We start from the raw sequence: 23750 nt of genomic DNA, 5'->3' as shown, positions 1-23750 counted from the left end.
ATTATTTTTCAGGGTGTTACAACAATGAAACACCCTGACTGGTTGATCCGCCCTGTGGCGAGGGAGCTTGCTCCCGCTCGACTGCGCAGCAGTCGTAAAACCATTGACCGCGGTGAATCAGGAAGGAATGCGGTGGCAGGGATTGGGGCTGCTTCGCAGCCCAGCGGGAGCAAGCTCCCTCGCCACAGGGTTGTCGGTGAAGTTCAGTGTTTGTGTTTGGCAAGCTGCCAGACTCGGGCGATGTCCGTCGCGCGTTCACGCAACAAGCGCGGTGCTTCGGCGCAGGCCTGCTCCAGCGTCATCGGGCCGCTGGTCACGGCGAACGCCGCATCGATACCGTGACCGTAAAGTTCTTGATAACCCTCGCCCAACGTCCCGGCGATGACAATGACCGGGACGTCGTGCTGCTTGGCTATCCGCGCAACTCCGAACGGGGTCTTGCCGCGCAAGGTCTGGGCATCGAAGCGACCTTCCCCGGTGATCACCAGGTCGGCACCTTTAACTGCTTCGGCGAGGCCGACCAGTTCGGCGACCACTTCAACGCCAGCCTGGAATTGCGCCCCAAGGAATGCCTTGGCCGCATACCCCAAACCACCCGCCGCACCGCTACCCGGTTCGTCGCGGACGTCTTTGCCCAAGGCTTGCGCGCACAATTCGGCGAAGTGCGCCAACGCCTGATCGAGTTGCTGCACTTGCGCCGGCGAGGCACCTTTCTGCGGGCCGAAAATCACTGAAGCACCGTGCGGGCCGCACAACGGGTTGTTCACGTCAGCGGCGATATCGAAACGCACCTGCGCCAGACGTGGGTCGAGTTCGCTCAGGTCCAGCCGAGCCAGTTGCGCCAATGCCAGGCCACCGGGCACCAACGCTTGATTCTGTGCATCGAGCAACTTCACGCCCAGCGCCTGCATCGCCCCGGCGCCACCATCGTTGGTCGCACTGCCGCCAATCGCCAGAATCACCCGTTGCGCGCCAGCATCCAGCGCGGCACGAATCAATTCGCCGGTGCCGAAGGTGCTGCTGATGCAGGCATCGCGTTGTCCCAGCGGTACCAATTGCAAGCCACTGGCCTCGGCCATTTCAATGATTGCGGTGTGGTTGTGTGGCAACCAGCCCCACGCGGCGTCGACGGCGGTGCCCAGCGGGCCACGCACACGGGTGCGGCGCAGTTCGCCTTCGCAGGCAGCAAGAATCGACTCGACCGTACCTTCGCCGCCATCAGCCATCGGGCATTTGACCATCGTTGCCTGCGGCCAGACCTGTGCCAGGCCGAGGGCGATGGCTTCGGCGACGCCTTGGGCACTGAGGCTGTCCTTGAACGAGTCGGGGGCGATGACGATCTTCATGGGAATTCTCCGGTTGCAATGCCCCTCATGCTGCCAGTCGGCCTGCGCCTTGACGCCTGTCCGCTGCACAAGTGGGGCAGGCGTTTATTGTTCATTTTCACAAAAGATCTGTTTTTGAATGTTCCGGCCTCTTCGCGAGCAGGCTCGCTCCCACAGGTTGATCGCATTCCATTGTGGGAGCGAGCCTGCTCGCGAAGGCTTCCTTATAGGCGCCCAATCAATTCGGATCAGTGTGCGGCAGCAGTTGCACCCCAAGATACAGCGCCAGCATCCCGTCCAGCCTTAACGGATCAACTCCACTCAGTTCGGCAATCCGCTCCATCCGGTAACGCAAACTGTTGCGATGAATCCCCAGCGCATCGGCACACGCCTGACTCTGGCCATCGTGCTCGCACCAACTGCGCAGCGTCGCGAGCAACTGGCCATTGCCGTCCTTGGCGATCACCTTACGCAGCGGTTTAAGCAATTCGTCCAGCGCATCGTCATTGCGATGCCGCCACAACATCACCGGCAAGCGATAGCGGTTCAGCGTCAGCAACCGCGAGTGCGGCAACACTTCGCGACCATAGGCGAGCAAGTCACCCACGCGCCGATAACAACGACGCAGCCCGGTGAGCCCATCGGCCTGCCCGCCCACGGCGATGCGCAAAATCTTCCAGCCGAGGCCGTCGAGTTTTTCCAGCAAGCGGTCATGCTCGACGTTTTGACTCGCCGGGCGGCACCACAGCAGTGACGACTTCGCCGAACTCACGCACCAGCTATCGGGATAACGCGACATCAGCCAGGCACTGAGCGCCTCAACGGTTTGCCCCGGCCCATGTTCCATGCCCAGCTCGAACAGATACGGCACCCGCGTCAGTTGCGGCTTGAGCCCAAGTTGCTGCGCCTCATCGACCAGACGCGGCGAATCTCCCGCCTCGCTCAACAGCAGCGCCAGCAAATCATCACAACGCTGGCGCCGCCATTGCTGTTCGGCCTGCTGATTGCGCTGGCCGACGAGCATTTCCGCGGTCATGCGCACCAGTTCGGCGTAAGTGCGCAATTGCTCCGGTTCGCCAGTGATGCCGAGGACACCGATCAAGCGCTGATCGAGCAACAGCGGCAGGTTGATCCCCGGTTGTACGCCTTTCAGATGCACGGCCGTTTGCGCATCGATCTCGACCACGCGACCGTTGGCCAGCACCAGTTGCGCGCCTTCGTGACGGGTGTTGATGCGCTCCGGTTCGCCACTGCCGAGGATCAGCCCCTGGCTGTCCATGACGTTGACGTTGTAGGGCAAAATGGCCATGGCCCGGTCGACGATGTCCTGGGCGAGGTCGTGATCGAGTTCGAACATAAGCGCTGGAATCCTTGAAAACAGGCACGGACAAGTTGTTCACCCGCACAGGGTCTGGCGGCAAACCCTGTGCTCAGGCACAAAGACAATCCGGCCACAGGTGGCCGAGACTCTCGGGGCGATCAACGTTACCCTTTGCATCGCAAAAAATCATAATAAAGAGAGAGCCGCTATGTCGCAGAGCGCCGCAGCTACCCAGACCATCGATGACGATAAAAACGCCGTCTACAAACGCATCACCCTGCGTTTGATCCCCTTCATTTTCATCTGCTACTTGTTCAACTACCTCGACCGGGTCAACGTTGGATTTGCCAAACTGCAGATGCTCGATGCACTGAAATTCAGCGAAACCGTGTACGGCCTCGGTGCCGGTATCTTCTTTATCGGCTACGTGCTGTGCGGCGTACCGAGCAACCTGGCCCTGACCCGATTCGGCCCACGGCGCTGGATTGCGTTGATGATGATCACTTGGGGCACGTTGTCGACCTGTCTGCTGTTCGTCACCACCCCGACCGAGTTCTACACCCTGCGTCTGTTCACCGGTGCGGCCGAAGCCGGCTTCTTCCCGGGCGTCGTGTTGTACCTCTCGCAATGGTTCCCGACCTTTCGCCGTGGGCGGATCATGGCGTTGTTCATGTCGGCGATCCCGGTGTCCGGCCTGCTCGGCAGCCCGTTCTCCGGCTGGATTCTCAATCACTTCGCCGCTGGCCAGGGCGGATTGGCCGGTTGGCAGTGGATGTTCCTGCTGCAAGGCATTCCCACAGTGATCCTCGGCGCCCTCGCCTATTTCCTGCTGAGCGACAGCTTCGCCAACGCCAAGTGGCTGAGTCCGCACGAGCGCGCGGTGCTTGAAGCCGATCAGGCCGAAGACTTGGCGAACAAGCCGAAAACCACCTCCGACTCGTTGCTGGCGGTGTTCAAGAACCCGGCGATCTGGGCGTTCGGCCTGATCTACTTCTGCATCCAGAGCGGCGTCTACGCGATCAACTTCTGGCTGCCGTCGATCATCAAGAACCTTGGCTTCAGCGATAACCTGGTGATTGGCTGGCTGAGTGCGATTCCGTATCTGCTGGCGGCGGTGTTCATGCTGATGGTCGGTCGTTCGGCGGATCTGCGCAAAGAGCGTCGCTGGCACTTGGTGGTGCCAATGTTGATGGGCGCGATCGGTCTGGTGATTGCGGTGAACTTCGCGGCCAACCCGGCGATTGCGATTCTGGGTCTGACCATTGCCACCATGGGCGCACTGACCGGCCTGCCGATGTTCTGGCCGGTGCCGACGGCGATGTTGAGTGCCGGCGCTGCGGCCGGCGGGCTGGCGTTGATTAACTCGATGGGGCAGATGGCCGGGTTCCTCAGCCCGTACCTGGTGGGTTGGGTCAAGGACAGCACCGGTTCGACGGACGCGGCCTTGTATCTCCTGGCAGCCGTGATTGTCGGCGGGAGTTTGCTGGCCTTGCGCATGACGCGGACGTTGCGGGCTTGAGTTTCTGATGCACGGAAGAACGGCCCTTATCAGGGCCGTTTTTTATTGGGGGTTCGGCTTGGGTTTTGTGGTGTTCTAACGATCTTTTCCCCCTCACCCCAGCCCTCTCCCCCAAGGAGGCGAGGGGGAAAGGGAGCCGATTGCTGGCTTTTCAAAGTCTGAGTTCAACTCGGTATTGCACGTCGGCGTAGCTCGTTCAAACACCTCGGTCAGTCCCCTCTCCCTTCGGGAGAGGGTTAGGGTGAGGGGCTTCTAATGCGTCCAGCTCAATCACCAGACCACCCGGCATCTGCACGAAAATCTGCGCAATCGCCTCGCCCGGCACCTGCGCCAGTTGATACGGCAACCCACTGTCACGCACCCGCTGCAGCACCGTTTCCGCCGGCTCATCGGTACGAAAAGCGATGTGGCTCAATTCGGTGTTATCCGGCAGCGGCCGCTCCATCACATGCACCACGGCGTGTTCATCCTGATACAGCCAGCGCCCGGGAAACGGAAACGGCGGCCGACGGCCCGGCTTCAGCCCGAGCAACTTGGCGAAATCTTCCTGCAAGGCCTGCCCGTCAGCGGTATTGAAGGCCAGATGATCGAATGTCCAGGTCATGGGCGCCTCCTGCGATGGTTGATTGATTGCAGTATCCACGCTTGCCAATCCCGGAAAAATCCCGCAAAACCGCAAAGATCTTTAAAGGATTTTTACCAATGAGCTCGATTCTCGATCTGGAGATCTTCGCCCGTGTTGCCGATGCTGGCAGCATTTCCGCTGCTGCCCGCGCACTGGAGTTGACCCCCGCCGCTGCCAGCATCGCGCTGAAACGCCTGGAAACGCGTCTCGGCATCCGATTGTTCGCACGCTCCACACGCAGCATTCGTCTGACTGAAGAAGGTCGGCGTTATCTTGAAAGTGTGCGCTTGGCCCTGGCGGCGCTGGCCGAGGGCGAACAGGCACTCAAGCAGCAAAGCGAAGGCCTGAGCGGCGTGTTGCAACTGGCGGCGCCGTCGGACTTCGGGCGCAACGTATTGCTGCCGTGGCTCGACGACTTCAAGCGCGAACATCCGAATATTCAACTGCAACTGCTGCTCAACGATCGTCATGCCGATCTGTTCCGCGAGACCGTCGATGTGGCGTTGCGCTTCGGCGTGCCAAGCGACTCGACGCTGGTGGCGTTGCCGATTCTGGCGCAACACCGGCGCGTCGCCTGCGCCAGCCCTGACTATCTGGCGCGTCATGGCACCCCGCAACATCCCGGCGAATTGGCTCAGCACAGCGCCTTGCTTTACCTGCGTAATGGGCGGCCCTACAACACTTGGCGTTTCAGTCGCGGCGATGAAACGCTGGAAGTGGAAGTCCACGGCGACTACCTCAGCGATGACGGTGAAGTCGCCCGACGCTGGGCGCTGGCCGGGCATGGCATTACGTACAAGGCGTGGCTCGACATTGCCGAAGATGTTCGCGCCGGAAGGTTGCTGACGCTGTTCGATGACTGGCAAGGCGAAAGCGCGCCGTTCAATTTGTTGTGTCCGCATCGGGTGCAGGTATCGGAGCGGGTCAAGGTGTTGCAAGCGTTTTTACGCGAACGCTGTGCGGCGCTGAGTCGATAATTCACTTTGCCGCGTCACACGCTTCTGGTATTTGATGAGGGCTTTCCCATCGACAAAAAGGATTTCGGCATGAGCTATCGCACACTCGGACACTCGGGGTTGCAGGTGTCCACCCTCACCCTCGGTACGATGATGTTTGGCGAACAGACCAGCGCGGAAGACTCGCTGCGCATCATCGACAAGGCCTGGGACCAGGGGATCAATTTCATCGACACTGCCGACGTCTACACCAACGGCCGTTCCGAAGAGATCGTCGGTGAAGCGATTGCCCGCCATCGGCATGAATGGGTACTGGCGACCAAGGTCGGTTTCGGCCCGGTGGACGGCGTGCCGAACCGCAGCGGCTTGAGCCGCAAACACATCTTCAATGGTATCGATGCCAGCCTGACCCGGCTCGGCACCGACTATCTCGACATCTATTACCTGCACCGCGAAGACCACAACACGCCCCTGGAAGTCAGCGTGTCGGCGATTGGCGATCTGATTCGTCAGGGCAAGATTCGCTACTGGGGTTTGTCCAACTATCGCGGCTGGCGGATTGCCGAAGTAATTCGGATCGCCGATAAACTCGGCGTTGACCGCCCGGTAATCAGCCAGCCGTTGTACAACATCGTCAACCGTCAGGCCGAGACCGAGCAGATTACTGCCGCACAAACCTATGGCCTCGGTGTGGTGCCTTACAGCCCGCTGGCCCGTGGCGTGCTCAGCGGCAAGTACGCACCGGATGTGAAGCCCGATGCTAACAGCCGCGCAGGGCGTCAGGACAAGCGCATTCTGGAAACCGAGTGGCGCGTGGAGTCGTTGCGCATCGCCCAACAGATTCAGCAGTACACCGAGCAGCGCGGCGTCGGCATGGTCGAGTTTGCGATTGCCTGGGTGTTGAACAACAGCGCGGTGACGTCGGCGATTGTCGGACCGCGCACCGAACAACAGTGGGACGCTTACACCCAGGCGCAGACGGTGAAGATTACGGCTGAGGATGAGGCGTTTATCGACTCACTGGTGACACCGGGGCATTCATCGACACCGGGGTTCAATGATGTGAGCCATTTTGTCTCGGGGCGTAAACCGCGTCAGGCCTGAATGCTGCACAAGCCGCGAATCAGTGGCGTCAGCAGGTTGCGGGGTCAATGCAAATCCATTGTGGGAGCGAGGCCTGCTCGCGAAGAGGCCGGCACATTCAATATCTGCGTTGTCTGGCACACCGCTTTCGCGAGCAGGCTCGCTCCCACAGGTTTTGTGCTTATCTACAGGATGTGGGGAATATTGATCACTCGGCCAATATTCAGCACAAAAACCACGTATCCTTCGCGCCCCGTTCGACCATCAACCCGCGAGGACAGTTTGTCTAAAGGTATCGCTCTATCGGTTTCAGCCTCGGTGCTGTTTGCCGTCATGTATTACTACACCTCGTTGCTCACGCCGTTGAGCGGCGTGGAAATCTTTGGCTGGCGGATGCTCCTGACGGTGCCGTGCATGACCGTGTTCATGCTGGTGTCCGGGGAATGGCGGCGGGTGCTGGAGCTGGTTCGGTTGATGGCGGCGAAGCCGAAATTGATCGCGGGCCTGCTCGTATCCTCTGCCCTGCTCGGCGTGCAACTGTGGCTGTTCATGTGGGCGCCGCTCAACGGCTACAGCCTTGACGTGTCGCTGGGCTACTTCCTGCTGCCACTGGCGATGGTGCTGACCGGGCGGATTGCCTACGGTGAGAGCCTGTCGTACCTGCAAAAGATCGCGGTGTTCTTCGCCACATTGGGGGTGTTGAACGAGCTGTATCAGGTCGGCGGGTTTTCCTGGGCGACACTGGTGGTCGTGGTCGGCTATCCGCTGTACTTCGTGCTGCGCAAATACCTGAAGACCGACAACCTCGGCGGCTTGTGGGTCGACATGACGCTGATGCTGCCGGTGGCGTATTGGTTTGTGCAGGGTGGCGAGCAAGGATTCGGCGTGTTTGATCAGTACCCGGGGCTGATGTGGCTGATTCCGTTGCTGGGGTTGATCAGTGCGTCGGCGCTGGTGGTGTACATCATTGCCAGCCGTTTGCTGCCGTTCAGTCTGTTTGGCTTGTTGAGTTATGTTGAGCCAGTGCTGTTGCTCGGCGTGGCGTTGTTGCTCGGTGAAAGCATCAAGTCCGGAGAGTGGCTGACGTACATCCCGATCTGGCTGGCGGTTGTGGTGCTGGTCTTCGAAGGCTTCAAACACCTGACGCGGCAACGCCGTCCTTAAAAGCAAAAGATCGGACGATCTTTTGATCTTGAAAAAAATCCCGGCCCTGCATCTCTGCAGGCCGGGATTTTTTCATTTCAGTGGCGGATTACTCAGTGGCAAGCACACCACGACGCACCTGATCGCGCTCGATCGACTCGAACAATGCCTTGAAGTTGCCCTCGCCGAAACCATCATCGCCTTTACGCTGGATGAATTCGAAGAACACCGGGCCCATCAGGGTTTCCGAGAATATCTGCAGCAGCAGGCGCTTGTCGCCCTGCTCCGAGGCGCCGTCGAGCAGGATGCCGCGCGATTGCAGTTGATCAACCGGCTCGCCGTGGTTCGGCAGACGACCTTCAAGCATTTCGTAGTAAGTATCTGGCGGTGCGGTCATGAAGCGCATGCCGATCTTCTTCAACTGGTCCCAGGTCTTGATCAGGTCGTCGGTGAGGAACGCGACATGCTGGATGCCCTCGCCGTTGAACTGCATCAGGAATTCTTCGATCTGGCCCGCGCCTTTGGACGATTCTTCGTTCAACGGGATGCGGATCATGCCGTCCGGTGCGGTCATCGCTTTCGAGGTCAGGCCGGTGTACTCGCCCTTGATGTCGAAGTAACGGATTTCGCGGAAGTTGAACAGTTTCTCGTAGAAGTTCGCCCAGTAGGCCATGCGACCGCGATAGACGTTGTGGGTCAGGTGATCGATGATCTTCAGGCCGGCACCGACCGGGTTGCGATCAACGCCCTCGAGGAACACGAAGTCGATGTCATAGATCGAGCTGCCTTCGCCGAAACGGTCGATCAAGTACAGCGGCGCGCCGCCAATGCCTTTGATCGCCGGCAGGTTCAGCTCCATCGGGCCGGTTTCGATATGAATCGGCTGAGCGCCGAGTTCCAGTGCACGGTTGTAGGCTTTCTGCGAATCCTTGACGCGGAACGCCATGCCGCACACGGACGGGCCGTGCTCGGCGGCGAAGTACGAGGCCACGCTGTTCGGTTCGTTGTTGAGGATTAGGTTGATCGCGCCCTGACGGTACAGGTGCACGTTCTTGGAACGGTGGGTCGCGACTTTGGTGAAGCCCATGATCTCGAAGATCGGCTCCAGAGTGCCCGGCACCGGCGATGCGAGCTCGATGAATTCAAAGCCCATCAGGCCCATTGGGTTTTCGTATAAATCTGCCATGGTGGCGCCTCATCATTTCTTATCAATTAACCAGGGTTATTTGTCAGTCATGCGAGGACGGTGGGTGGCGCACAGGAGATGCCACGCACGCTGCGGGCGAGGAAGTCACCGTAGATCAGTTGAAACCCGAATATCTTCATTGTCGACCCAAGGCTCTTGCGGGCGAGGCTTCTGCTGCCAGAAGACGATTATTATTGTATGCGTAACCCGATTCTACACAGCGTAAATAGGCTTGTCTGCCCTCCCTATAAAATCCGCTTTTTGGCGCCTGGTGCAAGGCCTTTGTTGCACAGGTAAATGCCGCTCAGGATCAACCCGCCGCCGACGTAGATGGCCGGCGTCAACTGCTCGCCCAGCAGCAATGCGCCAAGGATCACCGCCGTCAACGGGTTGAGCGCGATAAACACGCCACTGCGCGTCGCGCCGATTTTACGAATGCCTTCGTAGTAGCCGATGTAGGCCAGCGCCGAGCCGAGCACGCCGAGGTAGATCAGGCTCAACCATTGCGACAAGCCCAGATTGTTCAGCGCCTGCACGCTCAGTTCGCCGCGCACAGCCGCCAGGGTCCATAACATTACCGTGCCGATCAGGATTGAACAGGTCACCGTCTGCACCGGCCCCAACGTCTGATTCAGTTCACGGGAAAACAGCGAGTAAACACCCCAGCCCAGCACACAGCCGAAGATCAACCAATCACCGATCCATGCATCAGGTGTTGCGGCCAGTAATTGCGGGTTGCGACTGACGATCACAAGACCGGCACCGACAATGCAGACCACGATGCCGGCGACTCTCATCGCGCTCAAACGCTCTTTGAACAACCCCCACGAGGCGAGACCGATTACCGCCGGATTCAACGCGACAATCAACGAAGCGCGCGAGGCGTTGATGTATTGCAAGCCATAAAAGAAGCACAGGTTGTAGAAGAAAATCCCGAAGAAGCCCAGCAGTATCAATTGCAACCATTGCCGTGGCGCCGGCCGCACCAAGGGAATCCGCGCCAGCCACAAGAAGCCGAGCAACGCTGCACTGGCGAGCAAGAAGCGCAGGCTCGCCGCGAACATCGGGCTCAAGCTGCCAGCCAGGAAACGTCCGGCGACAAAGGTCCCGCCCCAGATCATGGTGACCACTGTCAGGGTCAGATAGACCCGAATTTCCGAGGCGGTTGTGTGCAGTTGCTCGACGTTACGCATGAGGCTCCAGACCAAAGAACTTGAGGAATGCCGTATCATTCACTTCATTCGCTGTCATCGTAAAATGAGCAAATACTCATGACCCTCACGCAACTGGAAATCTTCTCGCTGGTCGCCGAACTGCGCGGTTTCACCCTCGCCGCGCATCGGCTGGGGATTTCGCAGTCAGCGGTGTCCCACGCGATGAAGTCGCTGGAACAGGAGCTGGGGGTCGAGTTGCTGCGGCGTCACCAGTCGCTCGTGGAACTCAGTGACATTGGCGAGCAACTGTTGCTGCGCGCTCGGGCGATGCTCGGTCTGGCCAACACCCTGCGCCAGGAAGCCGCCGATGCACGCGGCATGAAGACCGGCACCCTGCGCATCGGCTCGTTCGGGCCAACCTCGTCGATCAAGCTGTTGCCCACGATTCTGCGGCACTATCGAGAAGCGCATCCGGGCATCGAAGTGCATATCGATGAAGGACCGGATCGACAAGTGACTCAGTGGCTGGAAGAACGGCGGATCGACGTCGGTTTCGTGGTGCTGCCCGAAGAGCGCTTCGACACGTTTACCCTGATCGAAGACCAGATGGTTGCCCTGCTCCCTATCGGTCATCCACTGGCGGCGCGAACGGCATTGACTCTCAAGGATTTGTGCGACGCTCCGTTCGTGCTCACCGAGGCCGGTTCTTCGGAGCTGGTATCGAGGCTGTTCCTGGCTGCGCGCTTGCAACCGAATATCCGCTATCGCTGCTCGCAACTGCTGAGCACCCTCGATACCGTCAGTCGTGGCGATGGCATCACGATTGTCGCCGAAGGGTCGTTGCCGGAGGAGGCAACGCCGCGCTACGTGAAGAGGCCGTTACTGCCCGCCGTTCAGCGTCAGGTCGGGGTCGCCGTACTCGACCGGCGTCAGGCGTCACCCGCTACTCTGGCCTTTATCGAGTTGGCAACGCGGATGCAGCACGGATGAGCGGCGCAAGCGACTTCTGCCATCTATCCTCCCCTCTGGCTGATCTGTTTTTCAGCGGCGCGCCGTTATCCGGCCTGCATTCGAGAGCCCCACTCCACCGCGACAGGATGCGCCCATGCCGTTAACCGTCAGACCCCGCCGTAAACGCAGCGCCCGCATCGTCGCCACACTGCTCTGCGGCTTGCTTCCGGTGCTGCTGGGCAGTGTAATTCTTTACATGCAGGCTGAACGCACACTGGAACAAGGTTCACGACAGACTGCTGAAGAAGCGCAGCAGCAGTTCGAGTTGATGCTCGACAACACCGCCCAGGCGGCCCATGAATTGCTGCCATTGGCCGGCCAGAACTGCGAGAACGTCAAACTCGCCTTGCGCGAGCAGGTGACCCGCCGCCCGTTTGTGCGTTCGACCAATCTGGTGTGGGACGACAACCTCTATTGCAGCTCCTTGTTTGGCGACTTCAAAGAAGCCGTCAACGCGGGCGACTACAACCAGGGAAAATTGTGGTTGATGAATGGCAACCCGGTAACACCCAACACCGCGCTACTGGTCTATCGGCTCAGCGAAGGCCGCGGCGGCGCACTGACGACACTGGACGGTTACCATCTAAGCAACATGTTGCGCCTGATCGGTCGGCACATGTTGCTGGTGCTGCAAGTGGGCAATAACTGGCTCTCCGCCGATGGAAAAGTCCACGCCGGTGGCCTGCCCGCGTTGCCGATAGCGCAACACACACTGGACTCTTCGCGTTATGCGTTCAGCGTTTCTGCCGGATTTCCCGAAGGCGAAACCTGGCGCTACATGGCCAATGAATATCCGCCGCTGTTCAGTCTGTTGATCTTTTTTGGCGTGGTGTCCGGTGCCATCGGCCATGTCTTGCAAAAGCGCTCTACTTCGCCGAGCCACGAGATGCTCCGAGCGCTTGAGGCTGGCGAGTTCATTCCTTACTTCCAGCCCGTGGTGCACGGTGACAGCAAGCAATGGTCGGGGGCTGAAGTATTGATGCGCTGGACCCACCCCAAAGAAGGCCTGGTGCGCCCGGACCTGTTTATTCCGTTCGCCGAACATTCCGGCCTGATCGTGCCGATGACCCGCGCCCTGATGCAACAGACCGCCGCACTGCTGGGGCCGCGGTCAGCAACGTTCACCGCACCGTTTCATATCGGCATCAATATCACCGCAAGCCATTGCAAGGACCTGGAACTGGTGGAGGACTGTCGAACGTTTCTCGCCGCGTTCGCCCCCGATAGCATCAACCTGGTGCTGGAGTTGACCGAGCGAGAGTTGATCGAGCCGACCGACATCACTCGACAACTGTTCGAGCAACTGCATGCACTGGGCGTGAAAATCGCGATTGACGACTTCGGCACCGGCCACTCAAGCCTCGGCTACTTACGCAAATTCAATGTGGACTTCCTCAAGATCGATCAGAGTTTCGTCGCCATGATCGGCATCGATGCGCTGTCCCGACACATTCTCGACACCATTATCGAACTGTCGGCCAAGCTTGATTTGGGTATTGTTGCCGAAGGTGTCGAAACTCAGGCGCAGGCCGATTATCTGACCGCACATCACGTTAACTTTCTACAAGGCTACCTGTTCGGCAAACCGATGCCGGCTGCGGATTTCATCAGCGCATTAACTCACCATTAACTAAGCCGGATTAAGACGAACGTCCCGGTCAAGCGCACCAAATTGATACAAAAGACCATTGTTGTTACATGCGGACAACATCAGGATTTACTCTTGGCGGATTAACTACTACAATTTTTTCAACCTGAGCAACATTGGCAGGTGAGCCATTTATCACCGAGTCGCTTCAAGGCTCTTGGCTCATAGCTTTGTTTGCGGTTGGTATCAGCCAAACACACTATTGGAGTAAAGATATTGTCCAGACTCGCTGAATTTCGTGCAGCTGAGAAGGCCCTTCAGGAACAGCTCAAGCAGCTGGAGTCGCTGAAGAACGATGCCGGGCTCAAGAAAGAAATCGAATTCGAAGAAAAGCTCCAGGGGCTGATGAAGCACTACGGCAAAGGCCTGAAAGACATCATCGCCATTCTCGATCCGAACCCGGTCAAATCTGGTCTGCAGACCTCTACAGCACCTAAAACCCGCCGCGCTCGCGTGGTCAAGGTTTATCAGAACCCGCACACCGGTGAACTGATCGAAACCAAAGGCGGCAACCACCGTGGCCTGAAAGCCTGGAAGGAACAATACGGTGCAGCTACCGTTGATTCCTGGTTGCGCGGTTAATCCCACGCCAACAACAAAGCCCTGCATGATGCAGGGCTTTTTTATTGACAATATCTAACAAATGAAATGAATTTCATCGAACAAGTTGCGACTTCTGTGTAACGTTGATGAGCCAGATCGCTAAACATTTTACTGCGCAATGTTGCCACCGGGCCCAACGTTAAACTTTGTGCTTAATCCCTTCGGGTATCTAACCCTGCCATGAAGAGTACAGCGACTTAAAGTTTCAAGCTGTTTCTCGCCGCCACTATCTCGTCTGCGCTCGCCTTATAAACCTCCGCCTGCCCGGCGTAGGAAAAAACATAAGCCTTGTCCGCCTCGACCGCAGCCACCAGGGTTTGCGACAGCACATGTCGACCGTTTTCGGTGATCGTGCAAGTGGTTTCCAGCGCTGACAAAGTACCCAGTGTGGCCGGATGCACTTTGTTGCAGACACTCTGGTAGCCGCCCTGGAAGAAGTCCTTCTGGATCGATTTACGCATCTCCAGCAGCACGCCCTGCAAATTGACCTGATGTCCCTGCTCAACCTGAGTCATGGTCAATTCCATCACCATCACCTGATTGCCATCGGCATCATTCTTCACCGCACGCTGACGGGACACCTGTGCGCTCGCCTCGGGCAATGCTTCGACTTCCCAGCCGGCCGGCCAAGTGATGCTCGGTTCGTCCGCTGACGCGCAGACCGCCACAAGTGACAAAGCAGAAACAACAAACAGGGATTTGGACAGTCGGATCATTGCCGGACGCACTCACAGATTGAGTCGTAAAGTCTGAGGCTCGCCTGCACGCAGGGCAAGCCTGCCTTTCATTTGGCGATGCCGACAGGCATGCGTATCATTGCGTCCATTCACTCGCCCATAGTTATTGGAGGGCCCATGAGCCTGCACGAACTCAACACTTTCCCCGGCGTCACCGCCACGCCAGACAGCGCAACCCGCAACTTCGTCTTCAACCACACTATGTTGCGTGTGAAAGACATCACTAAATCCCTGGACTTCTACACCCGCGTTTTGGGTTTCTCGTTGGTTGAGAAGCGTGACTTCCCGGAAGCCGAGTTCAGCCTGTACTTCCTCGCACTGGTCGATAAATCGCAAATCCCGGCCGACGCAGCTGCCCGTACCGAGTGGATGAAGTCGATTCCGGGCATTCTCGAACTGACCCACAACCACGGTACCGAAAACGACGCGGATTTCGCCTATCACAACGGTAATACCGATCCACGTGGTTTTGGCCACATCTGCATTTCGGTGCCGGATATCGTTGCGGCCTGTGCGCGCTTTGAAGAGCTGGGCTGCGACTTCCAGAAGCGCCTGAGCGATGGCCGCATGAAGAGCCTGGCGTTCATCAAGGATCCGGATGGTTACTGGGTCGAGATCATTCAGCCTGCGCCGCTGTAAAAGCTGAAAAGCCCCTCACCCTAACCCTCTCCCATAGGGAGAGGGGACTGATTGGGGGATATTGGAGAATTACGCCGACTTGAACGATTGGCATTGAATCCATAATCGACTGGATCGTTCAGGTCGACGGACAACGCCAGACACCTCGGTCGACTCCCTCTCCTGGAGGGAGAGACTGATCGGGGGATATTGCAGAGGTTCATCGACTTGAACGATTGGCATTGAATCCATTATCGACTGGATCGTTCAGGTCGGCGGACAACGCCAGACACCTCGGTCGACTCCCTCTCCTTCGGGAGAGGGCTGGGGTGAGGGGGCGGCATTGCACACGCAATAAAAAACCCGTGATCACTCACGGGTTTTTTCATTTCTGGCCTGGCAGTTACGCCGGAGCCGAAGTACGGATCAAGTGATCAAAAGCGCTCAGCGAAGCCTTGGCGCCCTCGCCCACCGCAATCACGATCTGCTTGTACGGAACAGTCGTCACGTCGCCGGCAGCGAAGATGCCCGCAATCGACGTTTCACCCCGGTTGTCGACGATGATTTCGCCACGCGGCGACAGCTCGATGGTGCCCTTCAGCCAGTCAGTGTTCGGCAGCAAACCGATCTGTACGAAGATCCCTTCCAGCTCGACGGTGCGCAACTCATCAGTGTTGCGATCCTTGTAACGCAGGCCGTTGACCTTCTCGCCATTGCCGGTGACTTCAGTGGTTTGCGCACTGGTGATCACGGTGACGTTCGGCAGGCTGTGCAGTTTGCGCTGCAGTACGGCGTCGGCGCGCAACTGTACGTCGAACTCGAGCAGCGTTACGTGCGACACGATACCGGCCAGATCGATGGCCGCTTCAACGCCGGAGTTACCGCCGCCGATCACCGCTACGCGTTTGCCCTTAAACAGCGGACCGTCGCAGTGCGGGCAGTACGCCACGCCTTTGTTGCGGTATTCCTGCTCGCCCGGCACGTTCATTTCACGCCACCGCGCACCTGTCGCCAGAATCACGCTCTTGGCTTTGAGGGTCGCGCCGCTGGCGAAGCGGACTTCATGCAGTTCGCCGTTTTTGCCCGGGATCAGCTTGTCGGCGCGTTGCAGGTTCATAATGTCGACGTCGTACTGCTTGACGTGTTCTTCCAGCGCCGTGGCCAGTTTTGGCCCTTCGGTTTCCTGTACGGAAATGAAGTTTTCGATGGCCATGGTGTCGAGCACCTGACCGCCAAAGCGCTCGGCCGCAACACCGGTGCGGATGCCTTTACGTGCAGCATAAATCGCTGCCGAAGCACCGGCCGGGCCACCACCCACGACTAACACGTCGAAGGCCTCTTTGGCGCTGATTTTCTCGGCCTGACGCTCGATGGCGCCGGTATCGAGTTTGGCCAGAATCTCTTCCAGGCCCATGCGGCCCTGACCGAAGTTTTCACCGTTGAGGTAGATGCTCGGCACGGCCATGATCTTGCGATCGTTGACTTCGTCCTGGAACAGCGCGCCGTCGATGGCGACGTGGCGGATGTTCGGGTTGAGCACGGCCATCAGGTTCAGCGCCTGGACCACATCCGGGCAGTTCTGGCAGGACAGCGAGAAGTAAGTCTCGAAGCTGAACTGGCCTTTGAGCGAGCGGATCTGCTCGATCACTTCAACACTGGCTTTCGAAGGGTGGCCGCCGACTTGCAGCAGCGCCAACACCAGCGAAGTGAATTCGTGACCCATCGGGATGCCGGCGAAGCGCAGACTGATGTCGGCACCCGGGCGATTGATCGAGAACGATGGTTTGCGAGCATCGTCACCGCTGTCGATCAGCGTAATTTGGCTCGAAAGACTGGTAACGTCTTTCAGCAGTTCCAGCATTTCACGGGATTTCGCACCGTCGTCGAGGGAGGCTACGATCTCGATCGGCTGGGTGACCCGTTCCAGGTACGATTTCAACTGGGCTTTAAGATTGGCGTCCAACATACGGGCGATTTCCTTTATTTGAGGCGAAAAAAAGCCCGAGCGAATCTCGCCCGGGCTTTTCTATTGGGCGGTGCAGCGTACTTAAGTAGGTGCGGAGTTCCGCCCTGCGTTGCGTATCACAGACTTAGATCTTGCCGACCAGGTCCAGGGACGGCGCCAGAGTGGCCTCGCCTTCTTTCCACTTGGCTGGGCAAACTTCGCCTGGGTGAGCAGCAACGTACTGAGCAGCCTTGATCTTGCGCAGCAGCTCGGAAGCGTCACGGCCAACGCCGCCATCGTTCAGCTCAACGATTTTGATCTGGCCTTCAGGGTTGATCACGAAGGTGCCACGGTCAGCCAGGCCAGCTTCTTCGATCAGCACGTCGAAGTTGCGGGAGATGACGTGGGTCGGGTCGCCGATCATGGTGTATTCGATTTTGCCGATGGCTGGCGAAGTGTTGTGCCAGGCAGCGTGGGCAAAGTGGGTGTCGGTGGAAACGCTGTAGATCTCAACGCCCAGCTTCTGGAAGGCAGCGTAGTTGTCAGCCAGGTCTTCCAGTTCGGTTGGGCAAACGAAGGTGAAGTCGGCTGGGTAGAAGAACACGACCGACCACTTGCCTTTCAGGTCAGCGTCCGATACTTGAACGAAGTCGCCGTTTTTGAACGCGGTAGCTTTGAACGGTTTTACTTGGCTGTTGATGATAGGCATTGATGACTCTCCGTCAGGGTTGTGAATTCGATGGGTGAATCCTACCCACTCACTCGACGGATGGCTCATTGGCAAACCTGATGCTGCTGATTTGTTTTCGCTATTAGCTGACTGTATTAATAGAAGAAAACGATCTCTACGACGAAGCCGGGTTATCCGTAATCCGAGCCATCCCCTGGAATGGGCTGGCTTCAACATAGCGCATCGCGGACTTCATATCCTTCCAGCCGACGTAACTCATCAATGATTTCAAGTCCCAGCCACTTTGATGCGCCCACGTGGCGAAGCCGCGACGCAAGGAGTGGCTGGTGTAGTTTTCGGCGGCGATCCCCGCACGCTGCAACGCCTGACGCAGCAAAGGAATAATGCTGTTAGCGTGCAGCCCCTCCTCGTTCAGATTGCCCCAGCGGTCGATGCTGCGGAAAACCGGTCCACGTACCAGTGCGGCTTCGGTGATCCAGTCGATATAAGCCTGCACAGGACACAGTTTCAGCAGAGCAGGCGCCTGATAGGTCTGACCGAGGTTCTCGCGATCACCTTTGCTGCGCGGTAGATACAGGGTGATGCCTTTACCGGCGTGCGCTTGCACGTGCTCGATTTGCAAGCGGCACAGCTCATCACTGCGGAAGCCGCGCCAGAAGCCCAGCAGAATCAAAGCGCGATCACGGTAAGCCTTGAGCAGTAACGGACGGTCCTGCTGCTCTTTTGCGGCTTGCGCCTCATGCTCCAACCAATCGACCACTCGCTGTAAATCGTGTAACTGCAACGGCTCGGCCTGTTTCTCCTGCGCCGGGTGCAACGCCCGGATCCCTTTGAAAACCTTGCGCACCACTGGTGCCTTGGTCGGATCGGCAAACCCTTGACTGTTGTGCCATTGCGCCAGCGCCGACAGACGCAACTTCAACGTATTGATCGACAGCTCTTCAGCGTGCGCCACCAGATACCGCGCGACGCTATCGGCCGTGGCCGGCAGAAACCCGCCCCACTTCACTTCGAAATGTTCAATGGCCGCGCGATAGCTGCGGCGAGTGTTGTCACGGGTGGCGGCTTGCAGATAGCGATCAAGATCGCTCATGGGCTGTTTTCTCGCTGGTGTACTGATGCGGAGATGCAAAGACGCATTTTGCCGCCTGACATTGGGTAATACCAGTATATCCCGCATCTTGATTATCAAAGGTTTATCTTTATTTTTGAGATGGTACACTGCGTACTTTAGTGGCATGTACCACAGTACGTAACCGTAGGAGTTCACATGGCCCGTGGCGGCATTACCAAAGCCCTGGTGCAGATCGCGCGCACAGCAATCCTCGCTCGTGGCGAACACCCGAGCATCGATGCAGTACGCATCGAGATGGGCAATACCGGCTCGAAAACCACGATCCATCGCTATCTGAAAGAGCTGGATGACGGCGCCCAACCCATTGAAGCTTCGGCTGAGCCCATCGATGACGAGTTGACCGCCCTCGTCTCGCGCCTCGCCCAACGCCTCAAAGAACAGGCGCAAGAGCCTATCGAGCAGGCCCGCGAGCAGTTCGAGGAACAGCGCGAGGCACTGGAGTCGGAGCTGAAACAGACGCGTCAGGCACTGGAAAAGCTCGAACACGAGCACGACATTCAAGGCGCAGCACTGGCGCGCGAATCCGAAGCGCTGAACAACACGCGCTCGATGCTGCAGACCGAGCAAACCCGCAACGCCGGTCTGAATCAGGCTTTGGCCGACTTTGAATTGCGCTTGCAGGACAAGGACGAGCAGATCCGCTCGCTGGAAGAAAAACACCTGCACGCCCGCGACGCTCTGGAGCACTATCGCAACGCCACCAAGGAGCAGCGCGAGCAGGAACAGAGCCGACACGAAGCGCAAGTGCAGCAGATTCAGGCCGAGTTGCGTCAGGCGCAGCAAAGTGCGCTGGTGCGTCAGGACGAAATCACGCAACTGCACCGCGACAACGAACGCCTGCTCACGGAAAACCGTGGCACCCAACGCGAACTGAGCTTGTTGCAGGATCAGCTCAAGCAGAGCAACCAGCGCCAGGATCAACTGCTGGAGCAAGCGACCCGCGTCGACAGCGAACGCACCCTCCTCCAGGAACGCCTGCGCGTTGCGACACTGGAAAGCCAGACACTCAAACAGAGCGTCGATGAGCAGACGTTGCTCAACCAGTCACTGGAAAAGGAATTGAACAAGGCTCAGGCAAGCCTGGAGGAAAGCCAGCGTCTGGCGGCTACCGTTGCGGCAGCGCCAGACTCAGCCAAGCCGCAGGACGCTTAAGCGCCGATCGGCGTACGCATGGTGACGAACTCTTCGGCGGCCGTCGGGTGAACCCCGATCGTGTCGTCGAAGTCACGCTTGGTTGCGCCAGCCTTCAGCGCAATCGCCAGGCCCTGCACGATCTCGCCAGCGTCCGGGCCGACCATATGGCAACCGAGCACCTTATCGGTTTTGCCGTCGACCACCAGCTTCATCAGGGTCTTTTCCTGACACTCGGTCAGCGTCAGCTTCATCGGCCGGAAACGGCTTTCGAAAATCACCACATCGTGACCAGCTTCGCGCGCTTCTTCTTCGGTCAAACCGACCGTGCCGATGTTCGGCAGACTGAACACCGCCGTCGGAATCATCTTGTAATCCACCGGACGGTACTGCTCAGGCTTGAACAGACGGCGCGCCACGGCCATGCCTTCAGCCAGCGCCACCGGCGTCAGTTGCACGCGACCAATGACATCGCCCAGCGCCAGAATCGATGGCTCGCTGGTCTGGTATTGCTCGTCGACTTTAATGAAGCCTTTGTCGTTGAGCTGCACATCGGTGTTTTCCAGGCCCAGATTGTCGAGCATCGGGCGCCGGCCTGTGGCGTAGAACACGCAGTCCGCTTCCAGCACACGACCATCCTTGAGGGTGGCTTTCAAGCTGCCGTCGGCCTGCTTTTCGATACGCGCGATGTCGGCATTGAACTGCAGATCCAGGCCGCGCTTGGTCAGCTCTTCCTGCAAATGCTTGCGCACCGAACCATCGAAACCGCGCAGGAACAGATCGCCGCGATACAGCAGCGTGGTGTTCGCACCGAGGCCGTGGAAGATGCCGGCAAACTCCACCGCGATATAACCGCCACCAACCACCAGCACACGTTTTGGCAGCTCCTTGAGGAAGAACGCCTCGTTGGAGCCGATCGCATGTTCACGACCCGGAATCTCCGGAATCTGTGGCCAGCCACCGGTGGCGATCAGGATGTTTTTCGCAGTGAAACGCTCGCCATTCACTTCAACCTCATGCGGGCCAACGATCTTCGCGTGCGCTTCATGCAGGGTCACGCCGCTGTTGACCAGCAGATTGCGATAAATGCCGTTGAGACGATTGATCTCGCGATCCTTGTTGGCGATCAGCGTCGCCCAATCGAAATTCGCTTCACCCAGGCTCCAGCCAAAACCGGACGCCTGCTCAAAGTCTTCGGCGAAATGCGCACCGTACACCAGCAACTTTTTCGGCACACAGCCGACGTTAACGCAGGTGCCGCCCAGATAACGGCTCTCCGCCACCGCCACTTTCGCGCCGAAACCGGCCGCAAACCGCGCAGCGCGCACACCGCCGGAACCGGCACCAATCACATAAAGGTCAAAATCGTAGGCCATTTCTATCTCCTCGGCAGGGGATCAGCATACCTGCAGCCACCCATTGGGCAAGCGCTGCCAATCATATGGGGGCGCAAAATGAAAAAACCCGCCGAAGCGGGTTTTTCTGACAAACCAATCAAGCGCTCTTAGTAAGCCTTGCCAGTCTTGTAGAAGTTCTCGAAGCAGAAGTTGGTCGCTTCGATGTAGCCTTCAGCGCCACCGCAGTCGAAACGCTTGCCTTTGAACTTGTAGGCCATCACGCAGCCGTTCTGGGCTTGTTTCATCAGGGCGTCGGTGATCTGAATTTCGCCACCCTTGCCTGGCTCGGTCTGTTCGATCAGGTCGAAGATGTCCGGGGTCAGGATGTAACGACCGATGATTGCCAGGTTCGACGGTGCGTCTTCCGGCTTTGGCTTCTCGACCATGCTGTGAACGCGGTAGATGTCGTCACGGATCATCTCGCCGGCAATCACGCCGTACTTGCTGGTTTCCTGCGGATCGACTTCCTGGATGGCGATGATCGAGCAGCGGAACTGCTTGTACAGCTTGACCATCTGGGTCAGTACGCCGTCGCCTTCGAGGTTGACGCACAGGTCGTCCGCCAGTACCACGGCGAACGGTTCGTCACCGATCAGCGGGCGACCGGTGAGAATCGCGTGGCCCAGACCTTTCATTTCGGTCTGACGGGTGTAAGAGAACGAGCACTCGTCGAGCAGTTTGCGGATGCCGACCAGGTATTTCTCTTTGTCGGTGCCTTTGATCTGGTTTTCCAGCTCGTAGCTGATGTCGAAGTGGTCTTCCAGAGCACGCTTGCCACGACCGGTCACGATGGAGATTTCCGTGAGGCCAGCGTCCAGAGCTTCTTCAACGCCGTACTGGATCAGTGGCTTGTTTACCACCGGCAGCATTTCTTTAGGCATGGCTTTAGTCGCTGGCAGGAAGCGAGTACCGTAACCGGCTGCTGGGAACAAGCATTTCTTGATCATATAAGTCCTTGAAAGGGCTGTGTGTACGAGTTTCGGCGCAGTCTAATCAGGCGGCGTGCACCTTACAATGCCCCGCACTGGCTAACCGATGCCAACATAGAGAAATATTCTCGCCGATAGTTCCATCGACATCTTGGCGCAGCCAGATCAGCGTAGCTCAAAGCAGTCGACAAACTGAATCACCATACGCTCATCGCCCCCCAATGCGAGCATTTGCCGGTATCATGGCGCCTTTGAACCAGCGAACGAGACAGATAGATGGCTGCGGTAAAAATCGTCAACGGGTATGTGATCGACAAAAAAGACGGCAAGTGGACGCTGACCACCACCAATGGCGAACACATCGCCGGGCCTTTCGACAGCGAACAGATGGCGACCGATGTAGCGGCAGTGTTCACCGACACACCAGCATCGGCCAAGCGCCGTGGCAAAGATCAGGACTGATCAGCCGCGACATGCATCAGCCCTGCCCTTGAGCAGGGCTTTTTTGTGCCTACGTACAAACAAGTGGCCAAACGCTATAACCTTTTCACTCCGGCGCTGTCAGAGCGTCTAGTCCCCCTCGCTGAAGACCACGAACATGACCTTGAAAAAATGGCTGCCCCTGATTGCGGTATTGGCACTCGCCGGCTGCGCCACCTCCCAACCCACTTACCTGAACAACGGTGAACAGGGGCTGTCGATCGATTGCTCCGGCGAAGCCAATTCCTGGGCGACCTGCTATGAAAAAGCCGATGCGTCCTGCGCGGGCACCGGTTATCGCATCGTTGGCACTGACGGCACGCCTCAGCCCAAGGAAAGTGACAAAACCCTGGGCGTCGATGTCGGCAACTACAAAAACCGCAGCGTTGTCGTGGTCTGCAAATAGACCCTACATATGAATTTCGGCGAATTTGATCCCAAGTCCACGAACGACTTCGATCAGATCGTCGAGGCGGTTGAAGGATTCGACTTCGTCGTTTTCGTCTACCAGAAAGTAACTGCGGCCGGCGCTCTTCTTGAAAAACACGATCCACTCACCCGGATTCGCCGGGTTCTGGATGACATGGGTGGCAGAGATCAAGCCCTCTACGTGGCGCTCCCGTACTTGTTCTCGCTTCATCGCGACTCCAGAAATGAAAATGCCGTCACAGCATGACTGCGACGGCATCGGTGCTGATGACTGTCAGTCTATCAGCCGGAAATACATGCATTGGCGGCCTTTTGCACGTCACGAGGACGCACCGGCACATTCGACATGCGCTCATGCAGCTTGATGCTGCTGCCACCGGAGCGATCTTCGATATCAAATACCGCTGCCGCACCGGTGGAAAGTTTCCCCGGCACGATGACCCGAACCCCATCCTTTTGCGGCTGCATTTGCAGCGCGCCGCGGCTGTTTGCCAGCTTCTCGGCCAGGCATTGGGCATATTCATGGGGTTTCTTGCCGGAGATCACGCTCATGGTCGGCAGCGTTTCATTGATTTCGGAAACACTCGCGCAACCACCCACAGCCAAAACCAACGGCAGACATACCACACCCCACTTCATACAAAACCTCCGTTAAAGACCGTCCGACAGCACAAATGCCGTTTT

The 23750-nt window shown here is 58.2% G+C and carries 24 protein-coding genes; 11 read left to right on the top strand and 13 right to left on the bottom strand.

Annotated elements, in window-relative coordinates:
• Positions 1–203 precede the first annotated feature (203 nt).
• Together BK670_RS06935 and BK670_RS06930 are read right to left on the bottom strand one after the other, a co-directional pair.
• Positions 204–1346, bottom strand: a complete 1143-nt coding sequence (locus BK670_RS06935) for a glycerate kinase (RefSeq protein ID WP_123449161.1) — start codon at positions 1344–1346, stop codon at positions 204–206.
• A gap of 217 nt (positions 1347–1563) precedes the next feature.
• Positions 1564–2682 carry a sugar diacid recognition domain-containing protein gene (locus BK670_RS06930; RefSeq protein ID WP_123449160.1) on the bottom strand — a complete coding sequence of 373 codons (1119 nt, stop codon included), beginning with the start codon at positions 2680–2682 and terminating at the stop codon, positions 1564–1566.
• 172 nt (positions 2683–2854) lie between these two features.
• Between BK670_RS06930 and BK670_RS06925 the strand changes: the two genes are divergently transcribed.
• Positions 2855–4165, top strand: a complete 1311-nt coding sequence (locus BK670_RS06925) for an MFS transporter (protein WP_123449159.1) — start codon at positions 2855–2857, stop codon at positions 4163–4165.
• 196 nt (positions 4166–4361) lie between these two features.
• On the opposite strand, the gene BK670_RS06920 is transcribed toward BK670_RS06925, so the two are convergent.
• Entirely contained in the window at positions 4362–4769 is a 408-nt protein-coding gene (locus tag BK670_RS06920; protein WP_123449158.1) for a VOC family protein, read from the bottom strand.
• Positions 4770–4867: 98 nt separating this feature from the next.
• Between BK670_RS06920 and BK670_RS06915 the strand changes: the two genes are divergently transcribed.
• From BK670_RS06915 to rarD, 3 genes are all read left to right on the top strand, one after another.
• A complete protein-coding gene (locus BK670_RS06915; protein ID WP_123449157.1) occupies positions 4868–5767 on the top strand; it encodes a LysR family transcriptional regulator in 900 nt (299 codons plus the stop codon).
• A gap of 69 nt (positions 5768–5836) precedes the next feature.
• Positions 5837–6850: an aldo/keto reductase gene (locus tag BK670_RS06910; protein WP_123449156.1), complete on the top strand. Its 1014-nt coding sequence runs from the start codon at positions 5837–5839 to the stop codon at positions 6848–6850.
• Between the two features lie 261 nt (positions 6851–7111).
• Positions 7112–7993 carry an EamA family transporter RarD gene (gene rarD, locus BK670_RS06905; protein WP_123449155.1) on the top strand — a complete coding sequence of 294 codons (882 nt, stop codon included), beginning with the start codon at positions 7112–7114 and terminating at the stop codon, positions 7991–7993.
• 88 nt (positions 7994–8081) lie between these two features.
• On the opposite strand, the gene hppD is transcribed toward rarD, so the two are convergent.
• Both hppD and BK670_RS06895 read right to left on the bottom strand, forming a co-directional pair.
• Entirely contained in the window at positions 8082–9158 is a 1077-nt protein-coding gene (gene hppD / locus BK670_RS06900) for a 4-hydroxyphenylpyruvate dioxygenase (protein ID WP_093431113.1), read from the bottom strand.
• A 245-nt stretch (positions 9159–9403) separates the two neighbouring features.
• Entirely contained in the window at positions 9404–10351 is a 948-nt protein-coding gene (locus tag BK670_RS06895) for a DMT family transporter (RefSeq protein ID WP_123449154.1), read from the bottom strand.
• Positions 10352–10429: 78 nt separating this feature from the next.
• Here BK670_RS06895 and BK670_RS06890 point away from each other — a divergent pair, with 78 nt between their 5' ends.
• From BK670_RS06890 to BK670_RS06880, 3 genes are all read left to right on the top strand, one after another.
• Positions 10430–11302, top strand: a complete 873-nt coding sequence (locus BK670_RS06890) for a LysR family transcriptional regulator (RefSeq protein WP_123449153.1) — start codon at positions 10430–10432, stop codon at positions 11300–11302.
• A 115-nt stretch (positions 11303–11417) separates the two neighbouring features.
• A complete protein-coding gene (locus tag BK670_RS06885) occupies positions 11418–12953 on the top strand; it encodes an EAL domain-containing protein (RefSeq protein WP_123449152.1) in 1536 nt (511 codons plus the stop codon).
• A 234-nt stretch (positions 12954–13187) separates the two neighbouring features.
• A complete protein-coding gene (locus tag BK670_RS06880; protein ID WP_123449151.1) occupies positions 13188–13553 on the top strand; it encodes a histone-like nucleoid-structuring protein, MvaT/MvaU family in 366 nt (121 codons plus the stop codon).
• A 218-nt stretch (positions 13554–13771) separates the two neighbouring features.
• Here the strand turns inward: BK670_RS06880 and BK670_RS06875 are convergent, their stop codons facing one another.
• Complete coding sequence (locus BK670_RS06875) at positions 13772–14290, bottom strand: DUF4946 domain-containing protein (RefSeq protein ID WP_123449150.1); 519 nt, start codon at positions 14288–14290, stop codon at positions 13772–13774.
• Positions 14291–14428: 138 nt separating this feature from the next.
• On the opposite strand from BK670_RS06875, the gene gloA reads away from it, so the two are divergent.
• Positions 14429–14950 (top strand): lactoylglutathione lyase, encoded by a 522-nt coding sequence (gloA, locus tag BK670_RS06870; RefSeq protein ID WP_123449149.1) that lies wholly within the window; start codon positions 14429–14431, stop codon positions 14948–14950.
• A 382-nt stretch (positions 14951–15332) separates the two neighbouring features.
• Here the strand turns inward: gloA and ahpF are convergent, their stop codons facing one another.
• The 3 genes from ahpF to BK670_RS06855 form a co-directional block, all read right to left on the bottom strand.
• Entirely contained in the window at positions 15333–16895 is a 1563-nt protein-coding gene (ahpF, locus tag BK670_RS06865) for an alkyl hydroperoxide reductase subunit F (protein ID WP_123449148.1), read from the bottom strand.
• A 124-nt stretch (positions 16896–17019) separates the two neighbouring features.
• A complete protein-coding gene (gene ahpC, locus BK670_RS06860) occupies positions 17020–17583 on the bottom strand; it encodes an alkyl hydroperoxide reductase subunit C (RefSeq protein ID WP_003224621.1) in 564 nt (187 codons plus the stop codon).
• 136 nt (positions 17584–17719) lie between these two features.
• A complete protein-coding gene (locus BK670_RS06855) occupies positions 17720–18658 on the bottom strand; it encodes a site-specific integrase (protein ID WP_123449147.1) in 939 nt (312 codons plus the stop codon).
• Between the two features lie 177 nt (positions 18659–18835).
• On the opposite strand from BK670_RS06855, the gene BK670_RS06850 reads away from it, so the two are divergent.
• Complete coding sequence (locus BK670_RS06850; protein WP_123449146.1) at positions 18836–19852, top strand: DNA-binding protein; 1017 nt, start codon at positions 18836–18838, stop codon at positions 19850–19852.
• On the opposite strand, the gene gorA is transcribed toward BK670_RS06850, so the two are convergent.
• Complete coding sequence (gorA, locus tag BK670_RS06845) at positions 19849–21207, bottom strand: glutathione-disulfide reductase (protein WP_123449145.1); 1359 nt, start codon at positions 21205–21207, stop codon at positions 19849–19851. The two genes, BK670_RS06850 and gorA, sit on opposite strands and share 4 nt — an antisense overlap.
• Before the next feature lie 128 nt (positions 21208–21335).
• Complete coding sequence (galU, locus tag BK670_RS06840) at positions 21336–22175, bottom strand: UTP--glucose-1-phosphate uridylyltransferase GalU (RefSeq protein WP_007912230.1); 840 nt, start codon at positions 22173–22175, stop codon at positions 21336–21338.
• Positions 22176–22433: 258 nt separating this feature from the next.
• Here galU and BK670_RS06835 point away from each other — a divergent pair, with 258 nt between their 5' ends.
• Both BK670_RS06835 and BK670_RS06830 read left to right on the top strand, forming a co-directional pair.
• A complete protein-coding gene (locus tag BK670_RS06835) occupies positions 22434–22619 on the top strand; it encodes a hypothetical protein (RefSeq protein ID WP_090283267.1) in 186 nt (61 codons plus the stop codon).
• 136 nt (positions 22620–22755) lie between these two features.
• Positions 22756–23043 (top strand): hypothetical protein, encoded by a 288-nt coding sequence (locus BK670_RS06830; protein ID WP_123375111.1) that lies wholly within the window; start codon positions 22756–22758, stop codon positions 23041–23043.
• A gap of 3 nt (positions 23044–23046) precedes the next feature.
• Here the strand turns inward: BK670_RS06830 and BK670_RS06825 are convergent, their stop codons facing one another.
• Positions 23047–23277: a hypothetical protein gene (locus BK670_RS06825; protein ID WP_007912247.1), complete on the bottom strand. Its 231-nt coding sequence runs from the start codon at positions 23275–23277 to the stop codon at positions 23047–23049.
• A gap of 71 nt (positions 23278–23348) precedes the next feature.
• Positions 23349–23705: a hypothetical protein gene (locus tag BK670_RS06820; protein ID WP_123449144.1), complete on the bottom strand. Its 357-nt coding sequence runs from the start codon at positions 23703–23705 to the stop codon at positions 23349–23351.
• Between the last annotated feature and the right edge of the window lie 45 nt (positions 23706–23750).

Source organism: Pseudomonas fluorescens (assembly GCF_003732425.1).
GTDB lineage: Bacteria > Pseudomonadota > Gammaproteobacteria > Pseudomonadales > Pseudomonadaceae > Aquipseudomonas > Aquipseudomonas fluorescens_BE.
This window is presented reverse-complemented; position numbering and strand designations above follow the sequence as displayed.

Bases quoted from the DNA above. Each gene is read 5' to 3' on its own strand.
- BK670_RS06850 (WP_123449146.1), top strand. From the start codon at position 18,836: ATGGCCCGTGGCGGCATTACCAAAGCCCTGGTGCAGATCGCGCGCACA.
- BK670_RS06930 (WP_123449160.1), bottom strand. From the start codon at position 2,682: ATGTTCGAACTCGATCACGACCTCGCCCAGGACATCGTCGACCGGGCC.
- BK670_RS06895 (WP_123449154.1), bottom strand. From the start codon at position 10,351: ATGCGTAACGTCGAGCAACTGCACACAACCGCCTCGGAAATTCGGGTC.
- BK670_RS06820 (WP_123449144.1), bottom strand. From the start codon at position 23,705: ATGAAGTGGGGTGTGGTATGTCTGCCGTTGGTTTTGGCTGTGGGTGGT.
- hppD (WP_093431113.1), bottom strand. From the start codon at position 9,158: ATGGCAGATTTATACGAAAACCCAATGGGCCTGATGGGCTTTGAATTC.
- ahpC (WP_003224621.1), bottom strand. From the start codon at position 17,583: ATGCCTATCATCAACAGCCAAGTAAAACCGTTCAAAGCTACCGCGTTC.
- BK670_RS06915 (WP_123449157.1), top strand. From the start codon at position 4,868: ATGAGCTCGATTCTCGATCTGGAGATCTTCGCCCGTGTTGCCGATGCT.
- BK670_RS06920 (WP_123449158.1), bottom strand. From the start codon at position 4,769: ATGACCTGGACATTCGATCATCTGGCCTTCAATACCGCTGACGGGCAG.
- BK670_RS06910 (WP_123449156.1), top strand. From the start codon at position 5,837: ATGAGCTATCGCACACTCGGACACTCGGGGTTGCAGGTGTCCACCCTC.
- BK670_RS06885 (WP_123449152.1), top strand. From the start codon at position 11,418: ATGCCGTTAACCGTCAGACCCCGCCGTAAACGCAGCGCCCGCATCGTC.
- BK670_RS06835 (WP_090283267.1), top strand. From the start codon at position 22,434: ATGGCTGCGGTAAAAATCGTCAACGGGTATGTGATCGACAAAAAAGAC.
- galU (WP_007912230.1), bottom strand. From the start codon at position 22,175: ATGATCAAGAAATGCTTGTTCCCAGCAGCCGGTTACGGTACTCGCTTC.
- gorA (WP_123449145.1), bottom strand. From the start codon at position 21,207: ATGGCCTACGATTTTGACCTTTATGTGATTGGTGCCGGTTCCGGCGGT.
- BK670_RS06830 (WP_123375111.1), top strand. From the start codon at position 22,756: ATGACCTTGAAAAAATGGCTGCCCCTGATTGCGGTATTGGCACTCGCC.
- BK670_RS06825 (WP_007912247.1), bottom strand. From the start codon at position 23,277: ATGAAGCGAGAACAAGTACGGGAGCGCCACGTAGAGGGCTTGATCTCT.
- BK670_RS06935 (WP_123449161.1), bottom strand. From the start codon at position 1,346: ATGAAGATCGTCATCGCCCCCGACTCGTTCAAGGACAGCCTCAGTGCC.
- BK670_RS06890 (WP_123449153.1), top strand. From the start codon at position 10,430: ATGACCCTCACGCAACTGGAAATCTTCTCGCTGGTCGCCGAACTGCGC.
- gloA (WP_123449149.1), top strand. From the start codon at position 14,429: ATGAGCCTGCACGAACTCAACACTTTCCCCGGCGTCACCGCCACGCCA.
- ahpF (WP_123449148.1), bottom strand. From the start codon at position 16,895: ATGTTGGACGCCAATCTTAAAGCCCAGTTGAAATCGTACCTGGAACGG.
- BK670_RS06855 (WP_123449147.1), bottom strand. From the start codon at position 18,658: ATGAGCGATCTTGATCGCTATCTGCAAGCCGCCACCCGTGACAACACT.
- BK670_RS06925 (WP_123449159.1), top strand. From the start codon at position 2,855: ATGTCGCAGAGCGCCGCAGCTACCCAGACCATCGATGACGATAAAAAC.
- BK670_RS06875 (WP_123449150.1), bottom strand. From the start codon at position 14,290: ATGATCCGACTGTCCAAATCCCTGTTTGTTGTTTCTGCTTTGTCACTT.